The 24,908-nt window shown below is 66.7% G+C and carries 30 protein-coding genes; 14 read left to right on the top strand and 16 right to left on the bottom strand.

Going from position 1 to position 24,908, the window contains the following annotated elements; translation table 11 throughout:
* Window position 1: 1 nt before the first annotated feature.
* Together D7D52_RS30100 and D7D52_RS30095 are read left to right on the top strand one after the other, a co-directional pair.
* Window positions 2-1,150, top strand: a complete 1,149-nt coding sequence (locus tag D7D52_RS30100; RefSeq protein WP_120741765.1) for an MAB_1171c family putative transporter — start codon at window positions 2-4, stop codon at window positions 1,148-1,150.
* Window positions 1,108-2,427 carry a cytochrome P450 gene (locus tag D7D52_RS30095; RefSeq protein ID WP_120741763.1) on the top strand — a complete coding sequence of 440 codons (1,320 nt, stop codon included), beginning with the start codon at window positions 1,108-1,110 and terminating at the stop codon, window positions 2,425-2,427. Before D7D52_RS30100 ends, D7D52_RS30095 begins: the two co-directional genes overlap by 43 nt.
* Window positions 2,428-2,430: 3 nt before the next feature.
* On the opposite strand, the gene D7D52_RS30090 is transcribed toward D7D52_RS30095, so the two are convergent.
* On the bottom strand, window positions 2,431-3,048 hold the full coding sequence (locus D7D52_RS30090) for a VOC family protein (protein WP_222932700.1): 618 nt from the start codon (window positions 3,046-3,048) through the stop codon (window positions 2,431-2,433).
* 130 nt (window positions 3,049-3,178) lie between these two features.
* Here D7D52_RS30090 and D7D52_RS30085 point away from each other — a divergent pair, with 130 nt between their 5' ends.
* Window positions 3,179-3,610: a type II toxin-antitoxin system Rv0910 family toxin gene (locus tag D7D52_RS30085; protein WP_120741759.1), complete on the top strand. Its 432-nt coding sequence runs from the start codon at window positions 3,179-3,181 to the stop codon at window positions 3,608-3,610.
* A 1-nt stretch (window position 3,611) separates the two neighbouring features.
* On the opposite strand, the gene D7D52_RS30080 is transcribed toward D7D52_RS30085, so the two are convergent.
* On the bottom strand, window positions 3,612-4,403 hold the full coding sequence (locus D7D52_RS30080) for an SAM-dependent methyltransferase (protein ID WP_120741757.1): 792 nt from the start codon (window positions 4,401-4,403) through the stop codon (window positions 3,612-3,614).
* A gap of 118 nt (window positions 4,404-4,521) precedes the next feature.
* Window positions 4,522-4,953 carry a hypothetical protein gene (locus D7D52_RS30075; RefSeq protein WP_120741755.1) on the bottom strand — a complete coding sequence of 144 codons (432 nt, stop codon included), beginning with the start codon at window positions 4,951-4,953 and terminating at the stop codon, window positions 4,522-4,524.
* 201 nt (window positions 4,954-5,154) lie between these two features.
* On the opposite strand from D7D52_RS30075, the gene D7D52_RS30070 reads away from it, so the two are divergent.
* Both D7D52_RS30070 and D7D52_RS30065 read left to right on the top strand, forming a co-directional pair.
* Window positions 5,155-6,300 carry a permease gene (locus D7D52_RS30070; RefSeq protein ID WP_120741753.1) on the top strand — a complete coding sequence of 382 codons (1,146 nt, stop codon included), beginning with the start codon at window positions 5,155-5,157 and terminating at the stop codon, window positions 6,298-6,300.
* Window positions 6,301-6,332: 32 nt separating this feature from the next.
* A complete protein-coding gene (locus D7D52_RS30065) occupies window positions 6,333-6,998 on the top strand; it encodes a TetR/AcrR family transcriptional regulator (RefSeq protein ID WP_120741751.1) in 666 nt (221 codons plus the stop codon).
* Here D7D52_RS30065 and D7D52_RS30060 read toward each other — a convergent pair.
* Window positions 6,995-7,777 (bottom strand): thioesterase family protein, encoded by a 783-nt coding sequence (locus D7D52_RS30060; RefSeq protein ID WP_187703051.1) that lies wholly within the window; start codon window positions 7,775-7,777, stop codon window positions 6,995-6,997. The two genes, D7D52_RS30065 and D7D52_RS30060, sit on opposite strands and share 4 nt — an antisense overlap.
* 159 nt (window positions 7,778-7,936) lie before the next feature.
* Here D7D52_RS30060 and D7D52_RS30055 point away from each other — a divergent pair, with 159 nt between their 5' ends.
* The 6 genes from D7D52_RS30055 to D7D52_RS38140 all read left to right on the top strand — a co-directional run bounded on the left by D7D52_RS30055 (window position 7,937) and on the right by D7D52_RS38140 (window position 13,160).
* Window positions 7,937-8,341: a zinc ribbon domain-containing protein gene (locus D7D52_RS30055; protein ID WP_120741747.1), complete on the top strand. Its 405-nt coding sequence runs from the start codon at window positions 7,937-7,939 to the stop codon at window positions 8,339-8,341.
* Window positions 8,338-9,480, top strand: a complete 1,143-nt coding sequence (locus D7D52_RS30050) for a thiolase family protein (RefSeq protein ID WP_120741745.1) — start codon at window positions 8,338-8,340, stop codon at window positions 9,478-9,480. Before D7D52_RS30055 ends, D7D52_RS30050 begins: the two co-directional genes overlap by 4 nt.
* 40 nt (window positions 9,481-9,520) lie before the next feature.
* Window positions 9,521-10,624 carry a class I adenylate-forming enzyme family protein gene (locus D7D52_RS30045; RefSeq protein ID WP_162958648.1) on the top strand — a complete coding sequence of 368 codons (1,104 nt, stop codon included), beginning with the start codon at window positions 9,521-9,523 and terminating at the stop codon, window positions 10,622-10,624.
* A 19-nt stretch (window positions 10,625-10,643) separates the two neighbouring features.
* Window positions 10,644-11,462 (top strand): crotonase/enoyl-CoA hydratase family protein, encoded by an 819-nt coding sequence (locus tag D7D52_RS30040; RefSeq protein ID WP_120741739.1) that lies wholly within the window; start codon window positions 10,644-10,646, stop codon window positions 11,460-11,462.
* A gap of 1 nt (window position 11,463) precedes the next feature.
* Entirely contained in the window at window positions 11,464-12,381 is a 918-nt protein-coding gene (locus D7D52_RS30035) for an SDR family NAD(P)-dependent oxidoreductase (protein ID WP_120741737.1), read from the top strand.
* 83 nt (window positions 12,382-12,464) lie between these two features.
* A complete protein-coding gene (locus tag D7D52_RS38140) occupies window positions 12,465-13,160 on the top strand; it encodes a TetR/AcrR family transcriptional regulator (RefSeq protein ID WP_162958647.1) in 696 nt (231 codons plus the stop codon).
* A 99-nt stretch (window positions 13,161-13,259) separates the two neighbouring features.
* On the opposite strand, the gene D7D52_RS30020 is transcribed toward D7D52_RS38140, so the two are convergent.
* The 8 genes from D7D52_RS30020 to D7D52_RS29985 all read right to left on the bottom strand — a co-directional run bounded on the left by D7D52_RS30020 (window position 13,260) and on the right by D7D52_RS29985 (window position 19,615).
* A complete protein-coding gene (locus tag D7D52_RS30020) occupies window positions 13,260-13,430 on the bottom strand; it encodes a hypothetical protein (RefSeq protein ID WP_162958646.1) in 171 nt (56 codons plus the stop codon).
* Between the two features lie 301 nt (window positions 13,431-13,731).
* Entirely contained in the window at window positions 13,732-14,445 is a 714-nt protein-coding gene (locus tag D7D52_RS30015) for a DUF8020 domain-containing protein (RefSeq protein ID WP_120741734.1), read from the bottom strand.
* Window positions 14,446-14,492: 47 nt separating this feature from the next.
* Window positions 14,493-14,684, bottom strand: coding sequence for a hypothetical protein (locus D7D52_RS30010; RefSeq protein ID WP_162958645.1), 192 nt, complete (start codon window positions 14,682-14,684; stop codon window positions 14,493-14,495).
* A 5-nt stretch (window positions 14,685-14,689) separates the two neighbouring features.
* On the bottom strand, window positions 14,690-15,163 hold the full coding sequence (locus D7D52_RS40020) for an MFS transporter (RefSeq protein WP_281279138.1): 474 nt from the start codon (window positions 15,161-15,163) through the stop codon (window positions 14,690-14,692).
* Complete coding sequence (locus D7D52_RS40015) at window positions 15,147-15,797, bottom strand: MFS transporter (RefSeq protein WP_120744568.1); 651 nt, start codon at window positions 15,795-15,797, stop codon at window positions 15,147-15,149. Before D7D52_RS40015 ends, D7D52_RS40020 begins: the two co-directional genes overlap by 17 nt.
* Window positions 15,798-15,939: 142 nt before the next feature.
* Window positions 15,940-16,815 carry a helix-turn-helix domain-containing protein gene (locus tag D7D52_RS29995; RefSeq protein WP_162958643.1) on the bottom strand — a complete coding sequence of 292 codons (876 nt, stop codon included), beginning with the start codon at window positions 16,813-16,815 and terminating at the stop codon, window positions 15,940-15,942.
* Between the two features lie 52 nt (window positions 16,816-16,867).
* Window positions 16,868-18,214 carry a flavin monoamine oxidase family protein gene (locus tag D7D52_RS29990; RefSeq protein ID WP_120741726.1) on the bottom strand — a complete coding sequence of 449 codons (1,347 nt, stop codon included), beginning with the start codon at window positions 18,212-18,214 and terminating at the stop codon, window positions 16,868-16,870.
* A 30-nt stretch (window positions 18,215-18,244) separates the two neighbouring features.
* Entirely contained in the window at window positions 18,245-19,615 is a 1,371-nt protein-coding gene (locus D7D52_RS29985; protein WP_120741724.1) for a flavin monoamine oxidase family protein, read from the bottom strand.
* 64 nt (window positions 19,616-19,679) lie between these two features.
* On the opposite strand from D7D52_RS29985, the gene D7D52_RS29980 reads away from it, so the two are divergent.
* Both D7D52_RS29980 and D7D52_RS29975 read left to right on the top strand, forming a co-directional pair.
* Complete coding sequence (locus tag D7D52_RS29980) at window positions 19,680-20,282, top strand: TetR/AcrR family transcriptional regulator (RefSeq protein ID WP_120741722.1); 603 nt, start codon at window positions 19,680-19,682, stop codon at window positions 20,280-20,282.
* 362 nt (window positions 20,283-20,644) lie between these two features.
* Complete coding sequence (locus D7D52_RS29975; protein WP_120741720.1) at window positions 20,645-21,052, top strand: nuclear transport factor 2 family protein; 408 nt, start codon at window positions 20,645-20,647, stop codon at window positions 21,050-21,052.
* A 74-nt stretch (window positions 21,053-21,126) separates the two neighbouring features.
* Here D7D52_RS29975 and D7D52_RS29970 read toward each other — a convergent pair whose 3' ends face one another.
* The 4 genes from D7D52_RS29970 to D7D52_RS29955 all read right to left on the bottom strand — a co-directional run bounded on the left by D7D52_RS29970 (window position 21,127) and on the right by D7D52_RS29955 (window position 23,966).
* Complete coding sequence (locus D7D52_RS29970) at window positions 21,127-21,828, bottom strand: alpha/beta fold hydrolase (RefSeq protein WP_246023386.1); 702 nt, start codon at window positions 21,826-21,828, stop codon at window positions 21,127-21,129.
* A 124-nt stretch (window positions 21,829-21,952) separates the two neighbouring features.
* Window positions 21,953-22,498: a DUF2867 domain-containing protein gene (locus tag D7D52_RS29965; protein ID WP_425464581.1), complete on the bottom strand. Its 546-nt coding sequence runs from the start codon at window positions 22,496-22,498 to the stop codon at window positions 21,953-21,955.
* Window positions 22,461-23,396 carry a ubiquinone/menaquinone biosynthesis methyltransferase gene (locus tag D7D52_RS39530; protein WP_246023384.1) on the bottom strand — a complete coding sequence of 312 codons (936 nt, stop codon included), beginning with the start codon at window positions 23,394-23,396 and terminating at the stop codon, window positions 22,461-22,463. The genes D7D52_RS29965 and D7D52_RS39530 overlap by 38 nt, the downstream gene beginning before the upstream one ends.
* Window positions 23,397-23,402: 6 nt before the next feature.
* Window positions 23,403-23,966: a TetR/AcrR family transcriptional regulator gene (locus D7D52_RS29955; protein WP_120741716.1), complete on the bottom strand. Its 564-nt coding sequence runs from the start codon at window positions 23,964-23,966 to the stop codon at window positions 23,403-23,405.
* A 253-nt stretch (window positions 23,967-24,219) separates the two neighbouring features.
* Here D7D52_RS29955 and D7D52_RS29950 point away from each other — a divergent pair, with 253 nt between their 5' ends.
* Window positions 24,220-24,618: a DUF6463 family protein gene (locus D7D52_RS29950; RefSeq protein ID WP_120741714.1), complete on the top strand. Its 399-nt coding sequence runs from the start codon at window positions 24,220-24,222 to the stop codon at window positions 24,616-24,618.
* Window positions 24,619-24,908: the final 290 nt, after the last annotated feature.

The following is a 24,908-nucleotide window of genomic DNA, read 5'->3' as shown; positions in this document are numbered from 1 at the left end:
GGTGTCGTACCCGCCGCTCCCCCCGTACTCCTCGCTGCCGGAGACCGCGGCCTGGCCGCTGTGGACGTGCACGGCGCTGGTGACCCTGCTCCGAATCGTCTGGTGCCGTGACTCTTTCGGCAGCCGGCACGTCAACAACGCGTTGATCGGTTCGACGCTGGCCTGGCTGCTGATGATCGCCACCGCGCAGAACCACATTCAGCGATGGGAGCCGGGGCTGACGGCGGCCCGGCAGTATCAGCTGGCCAATGCCCTGATGATCCTGGTGACCGCCGAGGCGTATCTGGTGGTTTCGCATGCGCAGCAACGGAAGACGCCACGGCTGCCGGTGGTGTACACCGCCGCCGCGCTGATGGGACTGGGATATCTGTTGCTGGGCAGTCCGATCGCGGCGCGGGGCGGGCTGGTGTTGCAGTACCCGGGCTGGCAATCGGCACCGATGACGCTGCTGTTCGTCATCTTTCCGTACGCGTGCGCGGTGCTGATCGTGTCGGCGTCACTACAGGATCTGCGGGGCCGGCCGCCGTGGAGCGCACGCGTGTTCTCGCTGCTGTTCCTGGTGATCTTCACCGGCCTGCTGTGCAGTCTGACCTTCGGGCTCACCACCTCGCTGGTGCTGGCGACCGGGCATGTCGACGCGTTCACCGAGTACGCGGCGCAGACCGACCGGATGGCCTTCGTGGTTGACAGCATCGGCTTCACCCCGCTGGCCGCGATCCCCTTGGCGCTGCGGCTGATCGACGCCCTGCGCGGTGATCCGGCCGCGCGGGCGGTCGCGACCCTCGCGCCCCTGTGGTCGGATCTGACCCGGGCGTGCCCCGAGGTGGTGCAGCCGCGCCCGGCCGGAGCCGATCCCACGTATCTGCTGCATCGCTCGGTCATCGAGATCAATGACGCGATTCTCGGTCTGGCCCCGTATGTCCCCGCGGAAAGACGCACGACGGCAGGCGATTTCGCCGCTGTCGCGCGGGCGTTGACGGCGGCGTGCGCGGTGCGGTCGGCGGGTGGTGCGGCGGATCCGGCCGCGCCCGCCCTCGGATTGCCGGGCGGCGCGGATTTGCAGTCGGAAGCCCGTATTCTGTCCGCGCTGTCGAAGGAGTGGTCGAAATGTCAGCCGTACCCCATCCGCCCTGGCGCGTTCCGCTCGTAGGCGACGCGTTGTCGCTGTCGGCCCGGACACCGGCGCAGAGCATCACCGGCCACGCCGAGCGACTCGGGGACGTCTACGAGGTGCGGGTGCTGCGGTATCCGCGCATGCTCGTGGTGAATTCGGCCGCGCTGGCCGAACCGATTCTCGACGACCGCGGCTGGACCAAGGTCAACGGTCCCGCCTTCCGGCGGCTCGCGCCCATGGCGCCGACCGGTCTGCTGTTCACCGACACCGAGGACGCGGTCTGGCGGCTGGCCCACGACCGGCTGCAACCCGCGTTCAGCCGGGCCGCGATGCGCCGCTACCACGCGGCCATGAACCCGGTCATCGCCGCGCACCTGCGGCGCTGGAGCGCATCTGCGCAGCCGATCGATGTCGGCGAACGCACCCAGGATCTCGCGTACGACCTCATCACCCGGGCCGGATTCGGGACCCGGTTGACCTCCACGCAGCGGCGCGAATTCGTCGACACCATGTTCGTGCTGATTCGAACCACCAACCGGGGCAAGGTGATTCCGTTCCTCGATGCCGTTCTGGGCGTGAACCCGGTGCCGCCGCATGCGCAGGCGCTACGGCGGCACGTCGAGATGGTCGTCGACTCGGGCAGTAGTGAAGCGCCGTTGACGGCGGCGCTGAGCGATACCGATCCGGAGCGGGGTGCGCCGTTGACCCGGCAGCAGATCATCGACCAGGCGGTCGTCATGCTGATTGCCGGTCACGAAACCACGGCGGGGACAGTCGCTTTCGCGCTGTACGAGTTGTCGAGGCATCCCGAGGTCGCCGATCGGGCCCGCGCCGAACTCGCCGGAACGGGCAAGGCCCCGGCGGAATTGGTCTACGAGGACATCGCGGGGTTGCGATATCTGCGTGCGGTCGTCGACGAGACGCTGCGGCTGCATCCGGTGGCCCCGGCGTTCCTGCGCGCCGCTCGCACCCCGGCCACCATCGCGGGCCACCGGGTCACTCCCGACGACTGGATCTACCTGAATCTGCTTGCCATTCACCGGGACCCGGCCGTCTGGATCGATCCGGACAGTTTCTCCCCCGACCGTTTTCTGACCGGACCGGCTCCGCTCACCTACAAGCCGTTCGGGACCGGGGCGCGCGCCTGCATCGGCCGTGCCCTCGCCCTGCACGAGACGGTCCTCACCCTGGCTCATCTGGTGCACGACCACGAGTTGTGGAGCACCGGATATCGCCTCGACATCGAGGAGTTCCCGACCTTGAAACCGCGCAACTTCACGCTGCGGGTCACCGCCCGCGCCGCGGTGGGCTGACGATCAGAGCAGTACGACCGGCTCGTCCGCACCGATCCGGGCGATCAGGGCCGGCCGATTCCCCGCGCGCACAGCGAAATCGACGCCGAGCGCTCGCAGCTGCGCCGTGACGGGCTCGGGATGCGGGTGCACGATCTCGAGTTCGCGGAGCGGCACCTCCGGCAGCTCGTTCGCCGGATGGTCGGTGTCGCCCCAGTCGATGAGCGCCGGCACCACCTGCGTTCCGGTGCTGGGCGCGGGAAAGGTCAAGCGCCACCGGAGGATTCGCCCGTCGGGTGTCGTTCGCGACAGATCCGACGCGTCCCCCGGGTCGTAACCGGCCGATCGCGCCCGGGCCACGGCCGCGTCGATGTTCTCGACCCGGACCAGCCATCCCGCCAGCCGGGCCTCGCTCAGCTCGTCGATGCCGAACGGCCGCGGCAGTTCCGGTTCCGGTTGCTCGGGGTCCGGTCCGATGATCTCCAAGTAGGCGCCGTTGCCCAAGCCCAGCAGATAGTTGCGGGTTCCGCGGCCGGTGTGTGCGCCACCCGCAACGGGTTTCACGCCCAGCAGCCGGCCCACCGTCTCCACCGTGCCCGCCAGATCCGGCGTCGCCAGCACCACATGATCGAGTTCGCTCACGCCGTCCGACGCTAGGGCCACGGATCATCCGCCGACACCATTGCGCTCGAGCTGACTGCGAACCCGGCGGAAACGCCCGGCCCGACCTCCCGAGCTAACAGCTACATCACGTAACAGATATCATCGCGGCGTGGCCAAGCTCAAGGTATCCGTAGACGTCCCCATCCCGCCCGATCAGGCCTGGGCGCACGCCTCCGACCTGCCCGAACTCGACAAGTGGCTGACCCTGCACGAAGGCTGGCGCGGACCGGTGCCCGAGGGCCTCACCCCCGGCACCCGGCTCGTCGGCGTCGCCACCGTGAAGGGCTTCCGCAACCGGGTCACCTGGACGGTGAAGACCGCCGAACCACCGAATCGACTGGTGCTCAACGGCTCCGGCATCGGCGGCACCAAATTCGGCATCGAGTTGCGGGTGGCCCCCACCGCGACCGGCTCGAAGGTCACCGCCGACTTCGATCTCGGCGGAGCGCCGCTGTTCGGACCCATCGGATCGGTGGTCGCCCGCGCGCTGCGCGGCGATGTCGAACGTTCCCTCGACCGCTTCGTCCAGCTCTACGGCTGACTCAGGGTTTGCGGCCGACCCCGCACCAGCAGGACACCTTGGCGTCGAAAGCCTCGGTGAATTCGGAGGTTTCGCCCAGCCGCCAGCGATGCGGGGGAACCACGCCGGGGTCGATCAGGTCGAGACCGGCGAACCAGCCGACCATCTCGTCGTAATGGCGAACCTGCGCGGGCAGCCTGCGCACCCGGTAGACCTCCTGGGCCGGCAGCACCTGCTCGGGCGCGAAATCCGGTGTGATAGCGCAGATCACGAGATACGAACCCGGAGCCAGGGCATCGAGGAAGCCGGACAGAATGGCGGGGATATCGGCCTCGACGAAATGCAGCAGCGCGATCATGCTCAGCCCGACCGGCTGCGACAGATCCAGGGCCTCGAGCAATTCCGCCGAGCGCAGAATGGCGGCCGGATCGCGGACATCGCCCTGGATATAGGTGGTCGAGCCCGCCGCGGTGCCCGTCATCAGCGCGCGGGCGTAGGCCAGCACCACCGGATCGTTGTCGACATACACCACCCGCGCCTCCGGCGTCACCGCCTGCGCGACCTGATGCAGGTTGGGTTCGGTGGGAATGCCGGTGCCGATATCGAGAAACTGCCGGACCCCGGACTCGGCCAGAAACCGCGTACTGCGATGCATGAACTGACGATTCACCCGCGCGGCGGTGCGAATGTTCGGCCACACCTTCAGGATTTCCTCCGCGGCCTTCCGATCGACCTCGTAGTTGTCCTTGCCGTCGAGAAAATAGTCGTAGACGCGGGAGGTATGCGGCTGGTCCAGTGGGATTTCTCCGTCCATGCGAGCACCACAATCGCCTGATCGATCGCAAACCTACTCGCACAGGCTAAACCGACCGACCGGCGGCCCGAGACGTTTCGTGCAACCTCCCGTCACACGCTGGTGCGCTGGTCACCGGTCAGCAGTTGGCCGACTTCCACTGCGACAACTTGCCCAGCAGCACGCCGGCGGCTTCCGCGTTGATCTGATCTTCGCCCCGCTTCTCCAGATGCCCGACGATGATCGCGTCGAGCTGAGCGAACGGGGTGATAACCGCGGCCGGGGCGGTCGGACGGAACGAACTCAACCGCGATTCCGCGGCTTTCGGGTCCGCCGGCTGCTGCCCCTGCTGCAACTGATGTGCCAGATCGATCTCGTACTGCACCTCGGTGCACGCATCGCCGGTCCCCGTGGGTTTCGCGGCCGGCGACGGCGAGCCCGCGCCCGCCGTCGTGCTGGCCTGCGCCGGGGTGGTGGCCTTGACCTCGGCCGACTTGGACCCCTCGCTACAGGCCGTCACCGTGAGCGTGGCGAGAAGGAGAGCGGTGGCGGCGAATCCGTTGCGGAACAAGATGACTCCTGGCTGGTCGATGCACGCCGGACCGTCCGGCCCCGGCGCGCGCCAGTCTGCTGGCCGCCACTAATCACCGACTAACCAACGACTAGTCGGCACCGGTCCGTACACGCCGAGGCAGGTAGATCAGTTATACCCGGCAGGGGTATATAGTCGGCCACGGGCACGGTCATCCGACAGGGACGAGACGAGGCGACAATGAACGCGATCGGACATGCGCTATCGCTGGCGGGATCGATGACCTGGGAGATTCTCTGGGCGCTGATCCTCGGCTTCGCGCTGTCTGCGACCGTTCAAGCGGTGGTGCGCAAGTCGACGATCGTGCGCCTGATGGGCGACGACCGCCCGCGCACCCTCGCGGTGGCGGCCGGGTTGGGCGCGGCCTCCTCCTCGTGCTCGTATGCCGCTGTGGCGCTGGCGCGTTCACTGTTCCGCAAGGGCGCGAACTTCACCGCCGCCATGGCCTTCGAGATCGGCTCGACCAATCTGGTCGTCGAACTCGGCATCATTCTCGCGTTGCTGATGGGCTGGCAGTTCACCGCGGCCGAATTCGTCGGCGGGCCGATCATGATCGTGCTGCTGGCGGTGCTGTTCCGGCTGTTCGTGCGGTCACGCCTGGTCGACGCGGCCCGCGCACAAGCCGAGCAGGGCCTGGCCGGATCGATGGAAGGCCATGCCGCCATGGACATGTCGGTAGGGACCGAAGGACCGTTCCTGCGACGACTCCTCTCCCCGCAGGGCGTCACCGCCGTCTCGCACGTCTTCGTCATGGAGTGGGCCGCCATTCTGCGCGATCTGGTCATCGGGCTGCTCATCGCGGGCGCGATCGGCGCCTGGGTGCCGGATACGTTCTGGCAGCACTTCTTCCTGACCGACCACCCACTGCTCTCGGCCATCTGGAGCCCGATCGTCGGACCACTGGTGGCGATCCTGTCGTTCGTCTGCTCGATCGGCAACGTGCCCCTGGCCGCGGTGCTGTGGAACGGCGGCATCAGCTTCGGCGGCGTCATCGCCTTCATCTTCGCCGACCTGCTGATCCTGCCGATCCTCAACATCTACCGCAAGTACTACGGCACCCGCATGATGCTGACCCTGCTGGCAACCTTCTACGCCGCCATGGTCGGCGCCGGCTACCTCGTCGAAATCATCTTCGGCACAGCAGGTCTCGTCCCTGGTGACCGCAACGCCACGGTAATGACCGCAGGCATTTACTGGAACTACACCACCTGGCTCAACATAGCCTTCCTCCTCCTGGCCACCCTGCTCGTCATCCGCTTCACCCGCACCGGCGGCCTCCCCATGCTCCGCATGATGGGCGGCAACCCCATGTCTACGATGGGATGAGTTTCGATGGAAGGACACTGGGGAAGGGCGCGATGACCGGACATGTCGACAGGCGGTCGGCGGCGCTTCCCGCGGTGACGAAAGCTGATGTGCGTGAGGCGGCATTGACGCTGTTCGCCGAACGTGGCTATCACGGGACGTCGCTTCGAGACGTCGCGAACGCGCTCGGGCTGCGGACTCCGAGCCTGTATGCGCATATCGACTCCAAGCAGTCGCTGCTGGCCGAGATTGTCGCCGAAACTCTCGACCAGGTGGTCTCGGAGTTCGACGAGGTGCTGGCGCGGACCTCCGATCCGGTGGAGCAGGTGTGGGAGGCGACGCGGGTCTACGCGCTGCATCATGCGACGCACCGTCGTGAGGCGCTGGTGGTGAATCAAGACACCGTGCACCTGGACGAGCCGACTCTCACTGCGGCGCAACAGTTGCGCCGCAGACATGAGCATTCGTTCCGGCAGTTGATCATCGACGGGACGGGCCTCGGAGTGTTCACTGTCGCCGCACCCAAACTCGCCTCGTTCGCGATCATGGAGATGTGCGTCTCCATCGCTCGCTGGTTTCGCGAGGACGGCGATATCGGGGCGGACGAAGTCGCTCGGCAATATGCCGGGTACGCACTCGACATCGCTGGTGCGAGCCGCGAATCCAGGCCCGCCGCAGCCGTTCCCGCGTTGGGCGCGCCTGCCCGCACCCACGACTAACGGGGGCGTACCGCGAGGGTTTGCTGGGCGTGCCCGACCGGACCGTCGATATCGTGCAGGACGGTGCTGGTCAGGCCCTGGCCACAACGGCCGAACGTGACGCTGGCGTCCAAACCGACCCACCGTCCGCGCGGTTGGCGGTAGAGGTGGATGGTCAGATCCAGATTCGGGAACAGCCAGCGATCGGGCTGCTCGCGCACGGCGATGCCATTGGCGGTGTCGACCAACGCGACGAACGATGCGAGTTCCGACACCGGTTCGCCGACAAGGAGAACGGTGCCGGTCGAGATCCAAGCGGCAGTTCTCCCGAGCCGCGGGGCGCCGATCGGCCGGGCGTCGAGAGAGGCGATGTAACCGCCGGGCCAGACCGCGGTCAGCGGCCACGGCACCACAGCATCCGGAGCCGGTAGCGCGGGCGGCTGCCCGCCGGCGACGCTCTCGGTGTCAGCGATCGTGCTGTACCAGGCGCGTGCGACGACGGCCGGCCGATCGGCGACGACAGCGACGGCCTCGACCAGTTCGACCGTGCGCCCGGCGCGGAGGGTCTCGACGTGAATATCGAACTCCGCCAATGCGATCGGCCCGAGAATGTCGAAGGTGACCCGACTCAGCAGGCGGCCGGAACCGCCGTTTCGGCACCACCGGTCGAGTTCGTGCACCAACAAGCCCGCCAGCGGACCGACGTGCTGTTCGCCGGCATCCCACGCACCTCCGACGTGAAGCGTGGGCGCGAATCGTTGCGGCGCGACTCGACGAAAATAGTGCGGCTGCTCGGTCACCGGTCGACTCGGATCACCAGCGCACCGGGCGCGGTCGGCGACGGGTACAGCAGGGTCGGACCGGCCGGAATCTCGATTCACAATTAGAGGCTAACTAACGAGCGTTAGTTAGTGCTAGCCTCAACTTGCTGAACGGTTGACAAGTTTTTGGAGGTTTCGATGAGAGTCGCCGTCCACCCTCGGCTCTACGATCCATCGTTCGACGATCCGCTCCTCGCGGGAACCGAATGCCGCGAGTGCGGCCGTGTCTACTTTCCGCCGATGGGACTCGGATGCGAGAACTGCGGCGCCGCAGCGGACAAACTCACCGAAACCCGTTTTACCGCAACGGGAGTGGTGTTCGCGGTCGCCGACGTAGCGGTGCCGGCACAAGGTGGCCCGTTCACGATCGCGGAGATCGTCCTCGATGCCGGGCCGTTGATCCGCATATCCGTACATCCGGACTCGGCCACGGTGCGGATCGGGGATCGGGTCACGGGGCACTGGCACCGCAGTCGACGTCAGGAAGCCGGTGCGGACCTGGTCGAGCCGATGGCGGTGCTCGTGAGCGGTGAGACCGCGTGAGCGCCGCGGCGCCGCTCCGCACGGCGTGGGTCGTGGGTGTGGGCCTGCATCCCTACCGCAAGGTCAGCCGAACCCCCTACACCGAACTGGGTGTCACCGCGATCCGCGCGGCACTCGCCGACGCGGGCATGTCCTGGGATCAGGTGCAGACGGCATACACCGGCACCGCGACGACCTCGATGGCGTTGTCGCGGTTGATGTATCGGCATCTGGGCGCGACCGGGATACCGATGATGCAGATCGAGAACGCCTCCGCGTCCGGGTCCAGCGCGTTCCGCCAGGCCTACCTCGACGTGGCGGCGGGCGTGCACGAGGTGGCCGTCGCGGTCGGGGTGGACAAGCCGCTGTCGTTTTCGGCCCCCGCCCGCGCGGCGGGTGTGGAGGATCTGGTGTCGAGCCGGATCCTGCCGGTGACTCATTTCGCCCTGCTGGCATCGCGGTACCTGTACGAGTCGGGTGCGACGGCCGAGCAGATCGCACAGGTCGCGGTCAAGAACAGCCGGCACGCGGCGCTGAACCCGAATGCGCAGCGTCCCAAGGCCCGCACGCTGGCGGAGGTCCTGGAACCCCCGCACCTCAGCGGGATCTTCACCCGGCTGCAGTGCTGTCCCGTCGGCGAAGGCGCGGCCGCGGCTCTGATCGTCTCCGATCGGGCCATCGACGAGCTGGGGTTGAACCGTGACCGGGCAGTGCGCATCCGGTCCTCGGCGCTGCGGTCGGAAACCTGTTACGGCACAGCGAACTTCGACGCCGCGCTGACCGGTGAAACCACGGCCGAGGCCTTGGCCGCCGCGGGGATCACAGCGGCGGATCTAGATCTCGTCGAACTGCACGACGCCTTCACCGTCGAGGAACCGGTGTATCTGGAGGCGATGGGATTGAGCGGTCCCGGCCACGCCGCGGCGGCGCTGTCGGCAGGGGAATTCGACATCGGTGGCCGAGTCGCGGTCAACACCTCGGGCGGATTGCTGTCCATGGGCCACCCTATCGGTCCGACCGGCATCGGCCAGATCGCCGAGCTGACCACGCAACTCCGCGGCGAGGCCGGTGCCCGTCAGCACGCTGACGCACGCTTCGGCCTGGCTCACATGGTGGGCCTGGGAGCCGTGTGCGCCGTGCACATCCTGGCCCGCGACTGACCAAGTCGCGCCACGAATTCCGACCCTCGAAGGGACAATGATGACCCACCCCGACCACGGCTCCCCGGAGTACTGGGCCCTCCACAGACCCGACCATCCGGCGGTGATCAGCAACGGCACCGTGCTGACCTACCGCCGCTGGAACGATGCCGCCGACCGCGTCGCCGAAGGTCTGGCTCGCCATGGCCTGGCGGCCGACGACCGCCTCGGCATGCGCTTCCGGCTCGCGCCCGAATGGTTCATCCTGCAGCGCGCGCTGCAGAAACTCGGTGTGGCTCAGGTGGCGGTGAACTGGCGGCTCACCCCCGCCGAGGTCGGCCACATCCTGCGCGACAGCGGCGCGAAAGGCCTCGCGTGCAACGACTCCGACATCAGCGGCTGGGCGGGCATGGAGCCCGGCGTGCTGATCACCGTCGGACAGTCCGCCGACGCGGCGGGCATCCGGTTGGAGGGCCTCCTCGAAACGGCCGATGCCCCAGCGCGTTTCGGTGCGGCACGGCCATCACTGGTGCTGTACACGGCCGGGACCACCGGTAAGCCACGGGGCGTGCCGCCGGTCGATCCCGCCGAAGTCGCCGATCCGGCGCGACTGCTGCGCTACGACTTGTCCTCGATCGAGCAGATCGTGCTCGGCGCGGCCCCGGTGGCCCAGTCGCTCAAGCAATGGGTCGTCGAACGCTTCGGCGAGGACGTGCTCTGGGAGTCCTACGGAGCCAGCGAACCGGGCATGATCAGTTTCACCCCACCCGAGTTCCAGCTGAGCAAACCCGGCACCAGCGGCCGGCCCTACGACGGGGTCGAGATCGCCATCGTCGACGAAGACTGGAATCGGTTGCCCGCCGGTCAGATCGGGGAGATCGCGGTCAGCACACCCATCGTGCTGCGCAACTATCTCGGCGGGCCGCCGCTGGGCCGCGACGTGATCAAGGACGGCTTCTACCGCACCGGCGACGTCGGTTATCTCGACAGCGACGGGTTCGTATTCCTCACCGACCGGATCAAGGACATGATCGTGGCCGGCGGGGTCAACATCTACCCGGCCGAGATCGAGAACGTCGAGGACCTGCCACGCAATCCAGTCGGCAAGGTCCAAAAGAACATTCTGCGCCAACCTTTCTGGCAAGGGCGCCACCGCAACGTATGACCGAGCACCAGGAGATCCCATGCCATCGCATGACCGAACAACAAGCACCACAACCGAACTCGGCGACGGGTCCGCCGATCTCATCGTCACCGAGGTGGTCGACGCCCGGACCCTGGTCATGAGAATCAATCGGCCCGAACGCCGCAACGCTTTCGATGCCGCCACCGCTCGCGCGCTCGAAGCCGTGATCGACGACTTCGACGCCGACGACAGCCTGCGCTGCGCGGTTCTCACCGGCTCCGACATCGTCTTCTCCGCGGGGCAGGACCTGATCGCCGCCGCAACAGGCGATATGGGCGTCACCGAGCGCCGTGGCGCGTTCGGCATGATGGGCCGGCCTCCGGAGAAACCCATCATCGCCGCCGTCGAGGGACACGCCCTGGGCGGCGGCCTGGAACTGTGCCTGGCCTGCGATCTCATCGTGGCCTCGCGCACCGCGATCATGGGACTGCCCGAGGTCGCCCGCTCACTGGTCGCCCTCGGCGGCGGCGCCTTCCGCCTGCCCAAGCGCATCCCCTACCACCTCACCATGGAACTGATCCTCAACGGAAAGGCGTGGCCCGCGACCCGATTCGCCGAGATCGGGTTGGTCAACCAGCTCACCGAACCGGGCGCCGCCCTCGCCGCCGCGCTCGAGCTGGCCAGGCAGGTCAGCGCGGCCGGACCGCTGGCGGTTCGGGCCGGCAAGCAGATCGCGACCCGCGCCCACGATTGGACCGACGCCGAAGGCTGGAAACACCAAATGCAATACGTTGCCGCGCTTCATGATTCCGAGGATCTACGCGAAGGTCTCGCAGCCTTCGCGCAGAAGCGGCCCCCGATCTGGACAGGACGCTGATATGCCCCTCGAACCCACCCTCACCAGCACCCTGCTCGCCGGACAGGTCGCGATAGTCACCGGCGGCACCCGCGGAATCGGCGGCGCGACCGCCGTGCAACTGGCCGCCAACGGCGCGCGGGTCGTCATCGCCGAGGTCGACAAGGACAAGGCCGAGCAGGCCGTCGCCGACCTGAACGACAGGTTCGGCACCGGCACCGCGACCGCCTTCATCACCGATCTGGTGCGCCCCGGCGCCTGCGACGACCTCGTCGAGCACGCTCTCGCCGAGCACGGCGGGCTCGACATCGTGGTCAACAATGCCGGATACGCCTGGGACAGCCGGGTACACGCCATGACCGACGAACAGTTCCAGGCCATGCTCGACATCCACCTGGTGGTTCCTTTCCGGCTGGCGCGCGCCTGCGCTCCCGTCTTCCGAGCCGCCGCGAAATCCGATGCCGCCGAAGGCCTTCGCCGACACCGCAAGACGGTGATGGTGTCCTCCATGGCCGGGCTCCTCGGCCTGGACGGGGCCGCCAACTACGCCTCGGCCAAGGCCGGGGTGCTCGGACTGGTCCGCACCCTGGCCCAGGAATGGGGCGCGATGCACGTCAATGTCAACGCCGTGGCGTTCGGCGTCATTCAAACCCGTTTCGGCCTACCGCAATCCGACCGCGAGGTCATCCATACCGGCGGCCGCACCATCCAGGTCGGCATGCCCGCCAAACAGGCCCAACGGATGGGGATCGCCGTGGACCCGGACACCCCACCCACCGAGGCCGAGATCTACGCGTCCAAACCGATGCCGTTCGTCTCGCTGGGCCGCACCGGCACCATCACCGAGGCGGCCGACGCCATCTTCTGGCTGTGCTCGCCGCTGTCGAACTATGTGACCGGCCAGGTGATCCCGGTAAACGGCGGCGCCCGCCTGGGCTGACCTGTCGTGCCTGCCGGTCCACGCGGAACGGCAGGCCCATTATTCTTGTCGAGCATTCAGCAAGTGACAGTGAGGTGGATTCCGTGACCAGTCATTCCGAATCGCCCGTTGCGCCAGCAGATCCCGGTCATCGCGCCTCCGTGCCTACCCGCCGCACCCAGCGCGAGCGCACCGCTCAGGCCGAGCAGGCCCTGCTCGACGCGGCCGAAACACTGTTCGCCGAGCGCGGTATCGACCAGACTTCCCTGGCCGATGTCGGGCAGCTCGCCGGCTACAGCCGCGGCCTGGTCAGCCATCACTTCGGTAGCCGGGCCGCGCTGGTCGAGCGCTTGGCCGAGCGGATCCAGAACCGCTTCGTCACCGAACTGGCCGATGCCGATCTCATCGATACCGACATGGACGCGGTGGAGGTCCTGGCCCAATTCGTCGAGGACTACCTGACCGCGATGGTCGGCCACGCGCAGACCGGTCGTGCGTTCTTGGTGATGTGGGGTGCCGCCATCCCCGCCGACGCGGCCTTGCGCCCGGTCTTCGCCATCGACGACGCCCGGTTCCGCCTCGGCACGCAAACCCTGCTGCGCGCAGGACAAGCCAACGGCACCGTCGCGGACTCGGTCGACCAGGAAGCCACCGCCGCCGTGGTCGTCGGGATGGTGCGCGGCATCGCCGCCCAATATCTGATCGCCCCGAAGGCTTTCGATCTCCCCACCGCGGCCAGGACCTGCCGCCAATTCCTCCGCAACAGCCTGTCTCCGCAGCGCGACGATAGACCTACGTAATGCTCGAATGGCTGCACGGAGGTCTGCGTGCACCCTGAACAACGGCCCGATGGGTTGGTGTGTCTGCCCCGCGCGTAGGGCCAGAAGTGCGCTGCCGATTCAGGACTGAGCCACCTTCCGCTCTCGTGCCCGGCGCTTCAGCGAATAGCGTTGCAGCAGTACGCTTCCAGCTGCGGTCATGGGAGTGACGGCGATCATGACAGTCAGCGCGTGCGCGAATCCGGGGACGCCGTGAAATCCGGCCAGCAGCCCTTCGCGCTCGTATGTCATTCCGGCGAGTGGGTGCAACCATCGTAAGGGGGCGGGCAGCGTCTGAATCATGTACGCGCCACCGAAAGTGAATAGTTCCAGCATGACGATCGTCGTTCGGCTGGATCCCAAAGGACCCACATGTACAACGCGCAGTACACCAGCGGGACCAGCACAGCGATGACGAATAGCGTTTTGCCCCAGCGTGATCGCCGCCATCGCGCACGGGCGAGCCGAGGCCGGAACCCGGGCAGGTCCAGGCGGGCATCGCGCTCGGCGGATACCGGCGGGCTGGAGTCGTCGGATCGAGGGGTAGGTCGCTTCACTGAGAATCGGCTCCAGGGTCGGGAGCATTGACCTGGTTGTAGAAATCGAGAAGTACCGCGATACCCACCGGGACACCGAGCAGGACGACGCCGGCGGCCGTGCCCAAGGCGACGCCGGTCGCCGCTCCGGCCAGACACCCGCCGAGTGCGCCCGCGAAGAAAACGGGGAAGGTGATGGTTCCCACCGTCAGCGCACCCGCGACGCACCCGAGCGGTGCGCCGATGAGCGTTCCGATGAGTGTTCCAACACTGATCGCCAGCCCGAACTCGGTTGCCGCCGTTGCCATGGCGTTGGCCCACTGTTCCTGAGAGGCAACGGGTTTCGGTTGACCGACAGGCGTGGCGGGCCGTGCCGACCCAGGGTCAGTACTCGGTGTGAGAACCGCGGTGTTGCCGTCGAGGCGCGCGGCGATCGGCCAATCTTCGGCGTCCCTGCGATAGGTGAGCGGAAGTCCGGCGACGAGGTTTCCTCGGTCGTCGAGTAGCTGGAATTGGTTGCCGCTCAGCGTGAGCGAGCCCCCGTCGGTTTTCAGTACGACCGATCCGTCCACGATGCTCGCGGTGTAGTGGATGCCCGGAAGGATGTCGGTCTGGATGCTCGCACTCGGCGAGGAAGGCACTACCGGCGCAGGGTCGGCGCATGCCACACCCGTGGCAAGGCTGACGGTCACTGCGAAACTGGACGCGGTGGCGAGGCTCTTGATCTTCATTTTTCAGCGTTTCTGTTGTGCGGATTTTTCTTTCGAAGCCGGGTATGTCAACACCGACGACGGATACCTTGCAGGGCGAGCGCGGCGAGAAACGCCGCGAGTCCGCCGAATGCAAAGAGGGCTCGATAATTGTCGGGACCGCCGATGCTCAGCAGCAGCGGGGCGATCAGGGGCACGATCAGCAAGGCAGCCGATTGGGTCAATACGATGAGCCCGAAATCACGTGCCGCATTCTCCATGGACGTCATGGTCTGCGTCGCCAATGCCAGCGTCTGGCCGAGTAGCAAACCATAGCCGACACCGAGAGGATCACGCATCCGGATAGGAACCCCGAACTATTGACAATGGCGTCCATAACGGCATATCCGGCGCTGGCCAGGAGAGCTCCCGCCGCGACGATCGGTTTGCGCCGACCGAGGCGATCCGCGAGCGTTCCGCCCAGGGGGCTCACGACCGAGGCGGTGCCGTTGATGATCAAAGTAGCCTTGAAGACCATCGACACCAGAGAATTCTCGTCCAGCTTCAACTCGAACTGAAGAAAGTACACCAGGAATGTGATGACAACGCCGATGCCTACGCTCGCCCAGAATATGGATATCAGGTACCACGCGAAATCGGGCGCCTTCTTGGGGTTGAAGTAGAGATTTCTCGCGAAATAGCCGTAATCGAACTTGACGCGAACCTGTCCCGCGAAATCCGGTTCACGCAGTATCGCCACGAAGATCAATCCCAGACCCGCGCCGAGAATTGCCGGTATGAACAAGCGCGGTCATGTCGGACGTGAGGCGAACGATCAACGCACCTGCCATCAATCCCACACCCTGGGCCGCGCCGGCAAGCCCTGCCACGAAGCCCGCCCGGTGTAGCGGAATGGAATCGGCGATCATCGACGACAGTACGGTGAGCGCAATCGTGCCGGTGACCGAGGTGATGATCCATCCGATGAGCAAACCGGGAATCGAATTGCTGGCGGCCATGACCCCTGTTCCCACCAGCACGCCGACCGCACTGGCCACCAGCCAAGGCCGCCGGCGCCCGAACCGCGACCTGGTGATGTCGGCCAGCCGGCCGAAAAAAGGTTGCGCGGGCAGGGAGATCAGCGCACCGACCGCGGCGACGATGGAGTAGGTCACCGACGCATCGGACGAGGTGAGTTGCGAGACGCGTAGAGCGAGAGTGATGGTCGTCGGCGTGAGCGCGGCGGTCCACATTCCGAAGATCGCCAGCACGTAGATCGCGACGAATGCGGGTCCGACACGGTTCAAGGTTGTGCTAGGCGCGGCGGCGCTCGCGAACGGTTCGGTGAACGATTCCGGGATGCATGACGAATGCGGCGAATCTGGAGCAGACATGATATGGAATTTCCTACTCGCACAGCTCTGATCGGCTCGGCAACGGCCGTAGCCCGATCACTCGGCGCGAACCGAAGACAATGTGACCTGGGTCGCAATTCTGGTCATCTGCACGGGCAAATACTTGTGCCTGCGCGCACAGTCACATGGTCGAATGCGTACTTGAGGGGGACGTGGCGGTGCGCGCCATCAGGTTTCGGTACTCCCGGGGCGGAACTCCGTACTCTTCTTTGAAGATCTTGGAGAAATGCGAGGGGTCGGCCAGTCCGTAGCGGGAACAGATGGCGCCGATGCTCAGGTGTACGAGCCGCTGATCGGCGAGATCGTTACGGCACTTCTCCAACCGTCGATGACGAATCCAGCCCGCAACTGTCTGTCCCTGCTCCTCGAACAGCCGTTGCAGGTAGCGCGGCGAAATATGGTGCCTGTCGGCGATCATTCTCGTAGTCAGGTCGATATTGCTCAGCTGCGCTTCGATGAACGCTCGCACGCTGGAAAGCAGTACCGCGCCCGAATGCCGCCGCGTGCCAAGGTATTCCCCTTCGACAACGGCCGAAACGAGGTCGAATACCGCGCTTTCCAGCCTCGCGGAGTCCCGGAGCTCATTGTCGGCGAGCCCGCGCCGCAGCCCGTACAGGAATGGTGAAACCACTCCCCCGATTCCCTGGTCGAACCGGATGGTGCGCGCGAGCCCGGCCGCGATTTCGTGATCGCCGACGCGGAGCTCCGCGCGCGGGAACCTCACCACGAACGTGGTGAATGCCTCCGGAAATTCCAGCTGGTATGGCAGTCGGGTGTCGTAGAGCGCGAAGTCTCCAGGCCGCAAGGCAGCCTCCCGTCCGGCTTGACGGACGATGCCGAGACCGAGGATCTGCATACCGATTTCGAGCATTCCCGGATCGGGCCGCCGGACCGTCGCCGGGGTGCGGTCGACAACGACCCGCCTGCCGCTGACCTCGCTGAGTTCGATGTGTCCGATGGTCCGCGCGTGGTTGCGGCCGCAGCTGGTCTGGGACATGTGCACGCCTTCGGCGGGGTCGATTGCCGGACGCTTGCCGTGCCCGGTCTCGCTATCTGGGGGTGAGCTGGTATCGCTGTGCCAGAGCGTCGAGAACCTCGTGCGCTGCCCGGCCGCCGGATTCGATGGCACCGTCGAGGTAGCCAGGGTGGTCGGCCGCGGTTTCGGTACCGGCCCAATGGATGTCGCCGACCGGTGTGAAAGGCATCGGCATATCCGAGCCGCTGGTGCCCGGTTCGGGCAGCGCGGTGTAGCCGCCGCCGACGTTGTCGTCGAGATGCCAGGCTTTCTCGTGCCAGCTCACCGGTTCGAGGATCTCGGTGCCCAGCCAGGAGACCAGGGGACCGAGGACGGTTTCGCGCCGGGAGGCGGTGTCGAGATGGTCGAGCGTGCGGGCGTGCGGGCCGCCGACGAGCATGCACAGGTGGCCGGGACCGTCGGGCGGACTGGTGTCGAACATCGCGATCCCGGGTGCGTCCAGGACCATGAATTCCGTGTCCTTGCTGCGGTTTCGCCAGAAGGGGGTCGGGAACACGGCAATCGCTTTGTAGACCGATCCCATGTAGCTGCGGGCGACGACGGCACTCCGCTCGGGCGGCAGGGGCTGCTGGAAGTCGATGCGATTCAGCAATGGCGGTGGCACCGTCACAACGACTTTGGCGGCGTCGATCGCACCGGAGGTCGTGGTGAGGCTCAGACCGTCGGCGCCCTCGACGATCGAGGTGACCCGGTGCCCGAGACGGACACGATCACCGAGTTCGTCGGCGAGACCGTCGACGAGGGTGCCGATGCCTTCGACCAGCAGGCTCTCCTGCGCACCGCCCGTGGTCGAGAGCATGTTCCGAAGTCCACCCTGTAGGCGGATCAAGGTCAGCATCGCAGGCACCGAGAGCCGGTCGAGGTCGGCGCACCACGACGTCGTGGCGGCCAGTTCCAGCAGTCGCCGAGGCGTGCGCCCGGGCACCTTGGCCAACCAGTCCGCGACGGTCGTGGTGCCCCACCGCTGCGGCGGATGGATGTGGGACAACGCTTCCAGGCCGAGCAGAAAAGTCGCGGCCGCCAGTATCGACGGCGCGCCCAACGACACCCGGCGGGCGCCATCGAGGATGGTCGGCCGCTGCGTGGTGTGCATACGGTATTGGGTGGCACCCAGTTCCGCGGCCAAGGCGGCGATGCGGTGATGATCGTGGCCGATCCACTGCCCGCCCAGATCCACGCGTGATCCCAGCGTAGTGGTTTCGCTCATCGCGCGCCCGCCCACGCGGTCGGCGGCCTCGAGCACGATCACATCGACACCCGCCCGGTGCAACGCGCGGGCCGCTGTCAGTCCCGCCAACCCGGCCCCGATCACCGCCACGGTCGGGGTGGCCTGGGTCCGCATGGAGTCTTCGCCGCTCATGTCTGCCTTTCCGGGCGGGAACCGCCCTGCCTATCTGCTGTTGACGGCCGTCGTTCGGTCGCTGTTGATCTCCTCGGCGACGCGGTGGCCGGACTCGACGGCGCCGTCGATGTAGCCGGGCCAGGCCGTGGCGGTTTCGGTGCCCGCCCAATGCAGCGGGCCGATTGGGCAGCGCAGCGCGGGCCCGAACCGAGTCAGAGTGCCGGGGGTGGTGAACGCGCCGTAACAGCCGCGGCTGTATTCCTCTTCGGCCCAATCCTTTTCGACGTAAGCGATGGGCTTGCGGGCGCGCGGGCCGAAGTATCCGGCCAAATCCTCGAGCACCAGCGCGCGGCGCTCCGGCGGACTCAGTCGGGCGCTGGTATCGGCGTGACGGCCTTCGAGAAATCCGACCAGCACGCCGGGGTCGCCACCGAAGGGGGTGTTGTCGAAGACGGTGCCCAGCGCTCGCCGGTCGCTGTTGGCCTGTCCGGACCAGCCTTCGGCCCGCCAGAACGGTTCGTCGTAGGCGACATTCACCTTGATCACCCGGCCCATCGGCATCCGCTGCACGAGTTGGTCGCGATCGCCGGGCAGGCCCGGGCCGAACCGGATCCGGGCGGCCAGCGGTGGCGGCACCGCGATCACCGCGCGGCGCGCACGCACTGTCAGGCCGGCGGCGCGGACTCGCACTCCGCTGTCGTCCCAATCGATTTCGGTGGCCGGGCTGTCGAGGACGATCCGATCCCCGAGTTCGCGAGCCATGGCCAGTGCGATGGTCTGGGTGCCGCCCACGACCCGGTCCTGCTGGGCGCCGTCGACGACGTTGATCAGCGCGTCCAGACCGCCGGCCGCCCCGATGTAGAAGTTCGCCCACAGCGCCGACATGTCCTCCGGTCCGGTGGAGAACACGGCTTCGGTGATCAATCGGAAGAAGGCCCGCCCGTCGGTGGTGTGGGCGTGGTCGCGTAGCCAGGTGTCGAAGGTCTGCGCGTCCAAGGACTCCGCCAGCTCGTACTCCCACGGCTCGGACCGGGCGACCTTGCGCGCCAACCGATCCAGGCGAAACTGCGTCTGGGCGATATCGAGCAACGTCAGTGGATTCACCCGCGGAATGCGGCCGGTGTATTCCGAGCGAGATCTGCCCAACTCGGCGATGTGACGCCCGGCGGTGTGTGTGGGATAGGTCCGCAGACCCAGCTCACCGATCAGCGCCATCACCTCGTGCTGGGTCGGCCCGACCCACTGGCCGCCGACCTCGATCGGTGAGCCGCCGGGCAGTTCGGCGTTGAGCACCCGGCCGCCCACCCGATCGCGCGCCTCGAGCACCATCACTTCGAGTCCAGCGCGCATCAGGTCCCGAGCAGCGACCAGGCCCGCGATACCGGCGCCGACGACCGCCACATCCACCGATTTGTCCATTCACACAGCTCCGCTCAATGCACCGTGCATCTGACATACACGTTGTATGTGCTAAACATAGCGTATGGAGTCTTTGCGTGACAAGCACGTCGAGAACACCCGGCGGACCCTGCTCGAGACCGGGGCTCGCCTGTTCGCCGAGCGGGAGTACGCCGATCTGTCGGCCGAGGAACTGGTGCGCGCCGCCGGCCTGACCCGCGGCGCGCTCTACCATCACTTCGACGGCAAGAAGGGACTGTTCGAGGCCGTTCTCGACGACTTGGAACAGCAAGCGGCACAACGCATCCGAGTCGCGATCGACTCCTCGGCCGATCCCGTGGAACGCGTCGAGCGCGCGATGGAGACCTTTCTCGACATCTGCACCGAACCCGCGTATCGCCACATCGTGCTGCTGCAGGGCCCCATCGCGCTGGGCTGGCAACGCTGGCGTGAAGTCGACCAGCGCCACCTCAGCGGACTCGTCGCGGAAGGCGCACAACGCCTCCTGGATGCCGGCGACATCCAGCCCCACCCGCCCGAACTTCTCGCCGGTGCCTTCTACGGCGCCCTCACCGAAATGTCGCTCATCATCGCCGAATCCGACGATCTCGCCCTCAGCCGCGCACGTGCAGCGAAGCTGGCTCGCGCCATGCTCGGCGGCCTGATCACCGGCACCACACGTCACTGAAAGCCATCGCAACCGGGCCGGGCTATCTCCAGGACCGAAAGGTCCTGGACCTCAACGGAACCCATCCGCGCAACCGGCTGGAAGAATTGCGGGCGGTCCTGAACCTACTGGTCAGGACCGCCCTCGTTGGCAGCGGCTCTTGACACCCGCTGCGGCCAGGGACCGTCGTGGCACCGGATACCACGAAAATCGTTGTGGCTGTTGCACTCGGCGATCACCAGGGCCGTCACGCCCAGCGATTGACGATAATGATCGCTTATCGCTTCATTTCAGGGATGGCTCTCGATCACGGCCGCGATTCACGGTGGACTGGTCTCGGTGAACAATCCGGGCCACTACGGCTCCCGACCAGGAGGCACGCCATGACCCGCAACGCCGAGCAGACCGTCCGCGAGTACTTCCACGCCCTGGCCACCGGCGGCGACATCGCCGCGTACTACGCTGAGGACGCGACGTTCTGGTATCCCGGCGACCTACCGATGTCCGGCACCTGGCGCGGCCGCGAGGCCATCGTCGACGGCTTCCTCGGCGTCGCCTTCGGCCTGCTGGATCCGGACAAGCAGACCACGATCGAGGTCACCAACCTCATCGCCGCCGAGCCCTACGTCACGGTGGAGTGGGATTCGATGGCCACGGTCCGCAGCGGAAACGCTTACCACAATCAGAACATCGCGATCTTCCATGTGCAGGACGGCCTGATTGTCAGCGCTCGCGAATACGCCAACACCCAGCACTGGGAGCACGTGCTCCGCGACCGGCAAGCGGCGTGAACCTCATCTAGCGTAGACATACCGGACGGTTGTCGATCCGTTTCCAATGGGCGGCCGATTCCTGGGCGTGCCTATCAATCCGAACTGCCCGGCGGCTGCCGTACGCTCCGCGCGAATGAGGCGACGTCGTCGGCGAACCGGGCTCTCCCGATCACTCCCATACGGCTTGCACCGGCGTAGATGGCCAACCGCGCGTCGGGGATGCCCGCGGCGGTTCTGCGGAAGGTTTCGACGGGGTAGCCCGCGTCGCGGTCTCCCCCGATTACCATTGTCGGCGCGGTGATTTCGCTGAGCCGAGCACCCATGTCGAATTCGTCTTCCGCACGCAGGAAGGCCATGGTGTCCGCCGGGCAGGCGGGCCGGAGCAGGGGGTCGGCGAGCCACATCACGATACGCGCGAGTCCCGCTATAGCGTGGGAGCCCGACAGGGCCGGAGCAAGATGATGCAAACCGCGACGGCCCGTCATGAGTGCTCTCGCGTAGTTGCTCTGGGCTGTCCGAACATCCTCGGGCAGCGTGTAACCCGAGGATACGATGATCAGTGTCCGCACGATATCCGGATGATCGGCGGCAAGCTGCAAAGCGATCGAGCCACCCGAGGAGACTCCGAGAACGTCTACGGCCGTGACGAACTCGGCTCTGATGGCGGCGGCATGGTCGGCCGCCACCTCCGCCATCGTTGTGCCCGCCGACATGCCCGGGGTCGGCGAGACCGCGTACACCCGGAAATAGCGGGCCAGCGGCGCCAGTTTGTCGATCTCCGAGATACGCAGCAACCCTGTGGGATTGGCGTGGTCCGGGGTGAACCATCGCAGAAACAGCAGCGGCCCGATCCGAGTGCGCGATAGGGCAGCCCGTTCGGGAGCACCCCCTCGGCGATATCAAGTCTGCCACGCTTGATCATTCACGCTCCCCGGCCGGCATAAGGGGCTCGGCACCCAGGTGCGCGCGCTCGCGCCAGGCCCTTTCCCATTGCCGCGTCAGCGCGGGGTAGATCAGCAGATAACGGAAGGGCGCGATGCCGGCCATGTAGAGCCGCCCGAACAAGCCGTTCGGCTTGACCAGGGCCGCCATTCGCAGCTCATAGTCGCCGGAGTCGCCTCGAACCCAGCCCAGGTGCAGCACGGTGTGCATGGTGTTGTTCGCCAGTTCGTCGGCGGATTCGTCGGGTAGCTCGTACACGGTGGAGAAGGGCGTGTCACCGGCCGGTTGCCCGGCTCCTGCCTGCCGCAGGTCGTCGGACAGGCGTTCGCGCACCGACGCCACGCGCCCGGCCAATCCCGTCTCGGCACGGTCCCAGCCGAACAATGCCCCGAGTTTCCAGCGCACGGCGAAAATCATCGAGGCCAGCGCGGAATTCCGCGAGAGTCCGCCGTGTACGCGTAGCGCCTCGCGCATGACGGGGAAGTCATCGGGTCCGGCCCCCGGCGTATGGAACGCCCACACGTCCTCGACTCGGAAGTCGGAAGTGAACTCGTGAATGCGCCACGGTCGGCCGGTGTGCTCGAGTTTGGGGAGTTTCCTGGACATCGAGGCCCTCCTGACATGTTATACGGTTGCGTATAACATGGAGGTTAGGCTTGTTATACGGGTGCGTACAACCGGTTCTGTCGGTGAGGTGAGGCACATCGATCACGCGACCGGAGGTGATCTCACCCCGCCTTGGTGGCCCATAGGACGACGTTCGTCCCGCAGAACCTCCTGCGCCATCCGATATCACGAAACCCATGCGTCCCAACAGATCAGCGATCTGACGCGGCGATTCGAAAGCACGCGTGCTGGATTCGAGGTAGGCATAGGACGAGCAGTCGCCGGACACCATCTGGCCCAGCAGCGGGACAATGATGCGCATCGCCCACTCCACGACCGGCCTCACCGGACCGCTGGGCGGGCAGGTCTCGAGAATGACGAGGCGACCCCCAGGCCGGAGCACCCGACGTTGTTCGCGCAGCACCCCCGCGAGGTCGTCGACATTGCGCAGCAGGTATCCCTCGGTGATCGCATCGAAGGATTCGTCGCCGAACGGCAGGTCGGCGGCGTCGGCGTGTCGCCACTGGATGGCGCCTGCTCCCGGTTTCGCCTTCGCGTGCGCCAGCATTCGCTCGGAGAAGTCGGCACCGACGACGGTGGCCGCGGGATACCTGCGGGCCACCTCGAGCGCGATCACACCCGTGCCGGTGGCGAGGTCGAGCACCCGCCCGTTCTCGGGCGGGGCCGCGCGCTCGGCGACTTCACGACACCACCGGCGATGGCGGCCGAGTGTCATGAGTCGGTTCATCAGGTCGTAGTAGCCCGCGATCTTCTGGAAGATCCCGTGCACCTCAACGCTTTTGCCGGATGTCATGCCCTCTCACGCCCCCGCCGGTCGGTTCAGGATCAGGTCGCCTGCTCGTGCGATGACCTCTTCGCGGGTACGGCCGGGGTGATCAGCGGCCAGGAAGTGGCTGCCGATGGCCGCGCAGAAGGCGAGCAGGCTGCGGGCCTCGACCTCGTCGGGGTCCGAGCAGATGGTGCCGATCGCGTCGCGCAGCAGGTCCATGCGCCGGTTGTCCACTCGGCGTAGGCGTTCGGCGACGGCGGCGTCACGGCGCGCCCAGTCGCGGATGGCCAGGTCGATGGGTAGCAGCCGGTCACCGGAGAAGGTGAGGTGGCCGGCCAGTCGGGCCTTGTCGAGGACGCTGCCGTCGGATCTGGCGACCTCGTCGAGCACATTGTCGACGGCCTCGCGCTCCCAGGTGTCGAGCATCGCCGTCAGCAGCGCGTCGCGATCGGCGAAGTAGCCGTAGAACCCGCCCTTGGTGACACCGAGGGCCTTGGCGAGTGTTTCGACACGCACGGCGTCGACGCCTCCGGAGGCCAACGCCGAAAGCCCTGCGTCGATCCATGTTTCGCGTGGCGTGCGCAGTGCGCCCATCCCGTGATCCACCTCACTCCAGAGTTGTACGGAACCGTATAACAGATCTAATCTTCGATTATACGTAACCGTATAACTAACCGAAGGACCGCGTCATGCCGAATCGACTCCCCCGCACGGCATATTCCGAAATGCCTTGGTGGATCCATCAAATCGCGGCCGACCTCCGCCTGCAGGATGTCTCGGCCTCTCGCGCCACCGATACCCGACCGGATAATTTCTCACTCGCTCTGTACACCATCGGTGGTGTCCGATGATCGCGTGGGCGGGCCGGTTGATCGTCCTCTTCGGCGCCGCGCACACGATTCTGGCCCTGACCCTGATGCGGGCCGCGCGCTACGCCGGGGACTGGTTCACCGGCGCACTGTGGCACGACGACCTGGCCGCCATGAGCCCCGCCAACAGCGCACTGTGGCTCTCGCTGGACAGCTTCGGCGTCCCGCTCATTCTGGTCGGAATGACCGTGCTGTGGTTTGACCGTCACGGCATCACCCCTCCTCCGTTCATCGCATGGGCGCTCGGATTGTGGACCGTCTTCGGCGCGGTGGTCCTGCTACTCACACCGTGGCCGATCATGGCGGTCGCAACCGGCTTGCTGATCGCAGGCAGCCGACGACCCGCTCGCATTCCTGACGCCGTCGAAGCCGTGTAATCGCTGTGACGGGAGGGTTCGACGGCCCATCGTCGGACCCCCTCGTAACGGATCAGCGCTCGCGTACTCGTTCGCAACGGCCATCGACACATTCACGGCGGAGGCGACCGACCGGGAGCGTCGCCTCCGAACCGGCCACCCAGGTAGGGGAGCATGCCGGACAAGGCGGCGCGACAACAAGGCGCTCGCGAGGCCTCGATCAAGCGTCATCGCCGTCGTCACCCGTCGATCAAGACGAGCGCAGGTGATCGCACACCGCCACACCGGCCAAGGCCGCGATGGCCGCCGCC

Origin of the sequence: Nocardia yunnanensis, assembly GCF_003626895.1 — a bacterium.
Taxonomy (GTDB): Bacteria; Actinomycetota; Actinomycetes; order Mycobacteriales; family Mycobacteriaceae; genus Nocardia; species Nocardia yunnanensis.
This window is presented reverse-complemented; position numbering and strand designations above follow the sequence as displayed.

Bases quoted from the DNA above. Each gene is read 5' to 3' on its own strand.
- D7D52_RS30055 (WP_120741747.1), top strand. From the start codon at position 7,937: ATGAGAGTCGCCGTCCACCCTCGGCTCTACGATCCATCGTTCGACGAT.
- D7D52_RS29955 (WP_120741716.1), bottom strand. From the start codon at position 23,966: ATGGGCGCACTGCGCACGCCACGCGAAACATGGATCGACGCAGGGCTT.
- D7D52_RS30080 (WP_120741757.1), bottom strand. From the start codon at position 4,403: ATGGACGGAGAAATCCCACTGGACCAGCCGCATACCTCCCGCGTCTAC.
- D7D52_RS29980 (WP_120741722.1), top strand. From the start codon at position 19,680: ATGGAGTCTTTGCGTGACAAGCACGTCGAGAACACCCGGCGGACCCTG.
- D7D52_RS29990 (WP_120741726.1), bottom strand. From the start codon at position 18,214: ATGAGCGGCGAAGACTCCATGCGGACCCAGGCCACCCCGACCGTGGCG.
- D7D52_RS30010 (WP_162958645.1), bottom strand. From the start codon at position 14,684: ATGGAGAATGCGGCACGTGATTTCGGGCTCATCGTATTGACCCAATCG.
- D7D52_RS30015 (WP_120741734.1), bottom strand. From the start codon at position 14,445: ATGAAGATCAAGAGCCTCGCCACCGCGTCCAGTTTCGCAGTGACCGTC.
- D7D52_RS40015 (WP_120744568.1), bottom strand. From the start codon at position 15,797: ATGTCTGCTCCAGATTCGCCGCATTCGTCATGCATCCCGGAATCGTTC.
- D7D52_RS39530 (WP_246023384.1), bottom strand. From the start codon at position 23,396: ATGACATCCGGCAAAAGCGTTGAGGTGCACGGGATCTTCCAGAAGATC.
- D7D52_RS30095 (WP_120741763.1), top strand. From the start codon at position 1,108: ATGTCAGCCGTACCCCATCCGCCCTGGCGCGTTCCGCTCGTAGGCGAC.
- D7D52_RS29985 (WP_120741724.1), bottom strand. From the start codon at position 19,615: ATGGACAAATCGGTGGATGTGGCGGTCGTCGGCGCCGGTATCGCGGGC.
- D7D52_RS30020 (WP_162958646.1), bottom strand. From the start codon at position 13,430: ATGACATACGAGCGCGAAGGGCTGCTGGCCGGATTTCACGGCGTCCCC.
- D7D52_RS30040 (WP_120741739.1), top strand. From the start codon at position 10,644: ATGCCATCGCATGACCGAACAACAAGCACCACAACCGAACTCGGCGAC.
- D7D52_RS30035 (WP_120741737.1), top strand. From the start codon at position 11,464: ATGCCCCTCGAACCCACCCTCACCAGCACCCTGCTCGCCGGACAGGTC.
- D7D52_RS30065 (WP_120741751.1), top strand. From the start codon at position 6,333: ATGACCGGACATGTCGACAGGCGGTCGGCGGCGCTTCCCGCGGTGACG.
- D7D52_RS29975 (WP_120741720.1), top strand. From the start codon at position 20,645: ATGACCCGCAACGCCGAGCAGACCGTCCGCGAGTACTTCCACGCCCTG.
- D7D52_RS29950 (WP_120741714.1), top strand. From the start codon at position 24,220: ATGATCGCGTGGGCGGGCCGGTTGATCGTCCTCTTCGGCGCCGCGCAC.
- D7D52_RS30070 (WP_120741753.1), top strand. From the start codon at position 5,155: ATGAACGCGATCGGACATGCGCTATCGCTGGCGGGATCGATGACCTGG.
- D7D52_RS29995 (WP_162958643.1), bottom strand. From the start codon at position 16,815: ATGTCCCAGACCAGCTGCGGCCGCAACCACGCGCGGACCATCGGACAC.
- D7D52_RS30045 (WP_162958648.1), top strand. From the start codon at position 9,521: ATGACCCACCCCGACCACGGCTCCCCGGAGTACTGGGCCCTCCACAGA.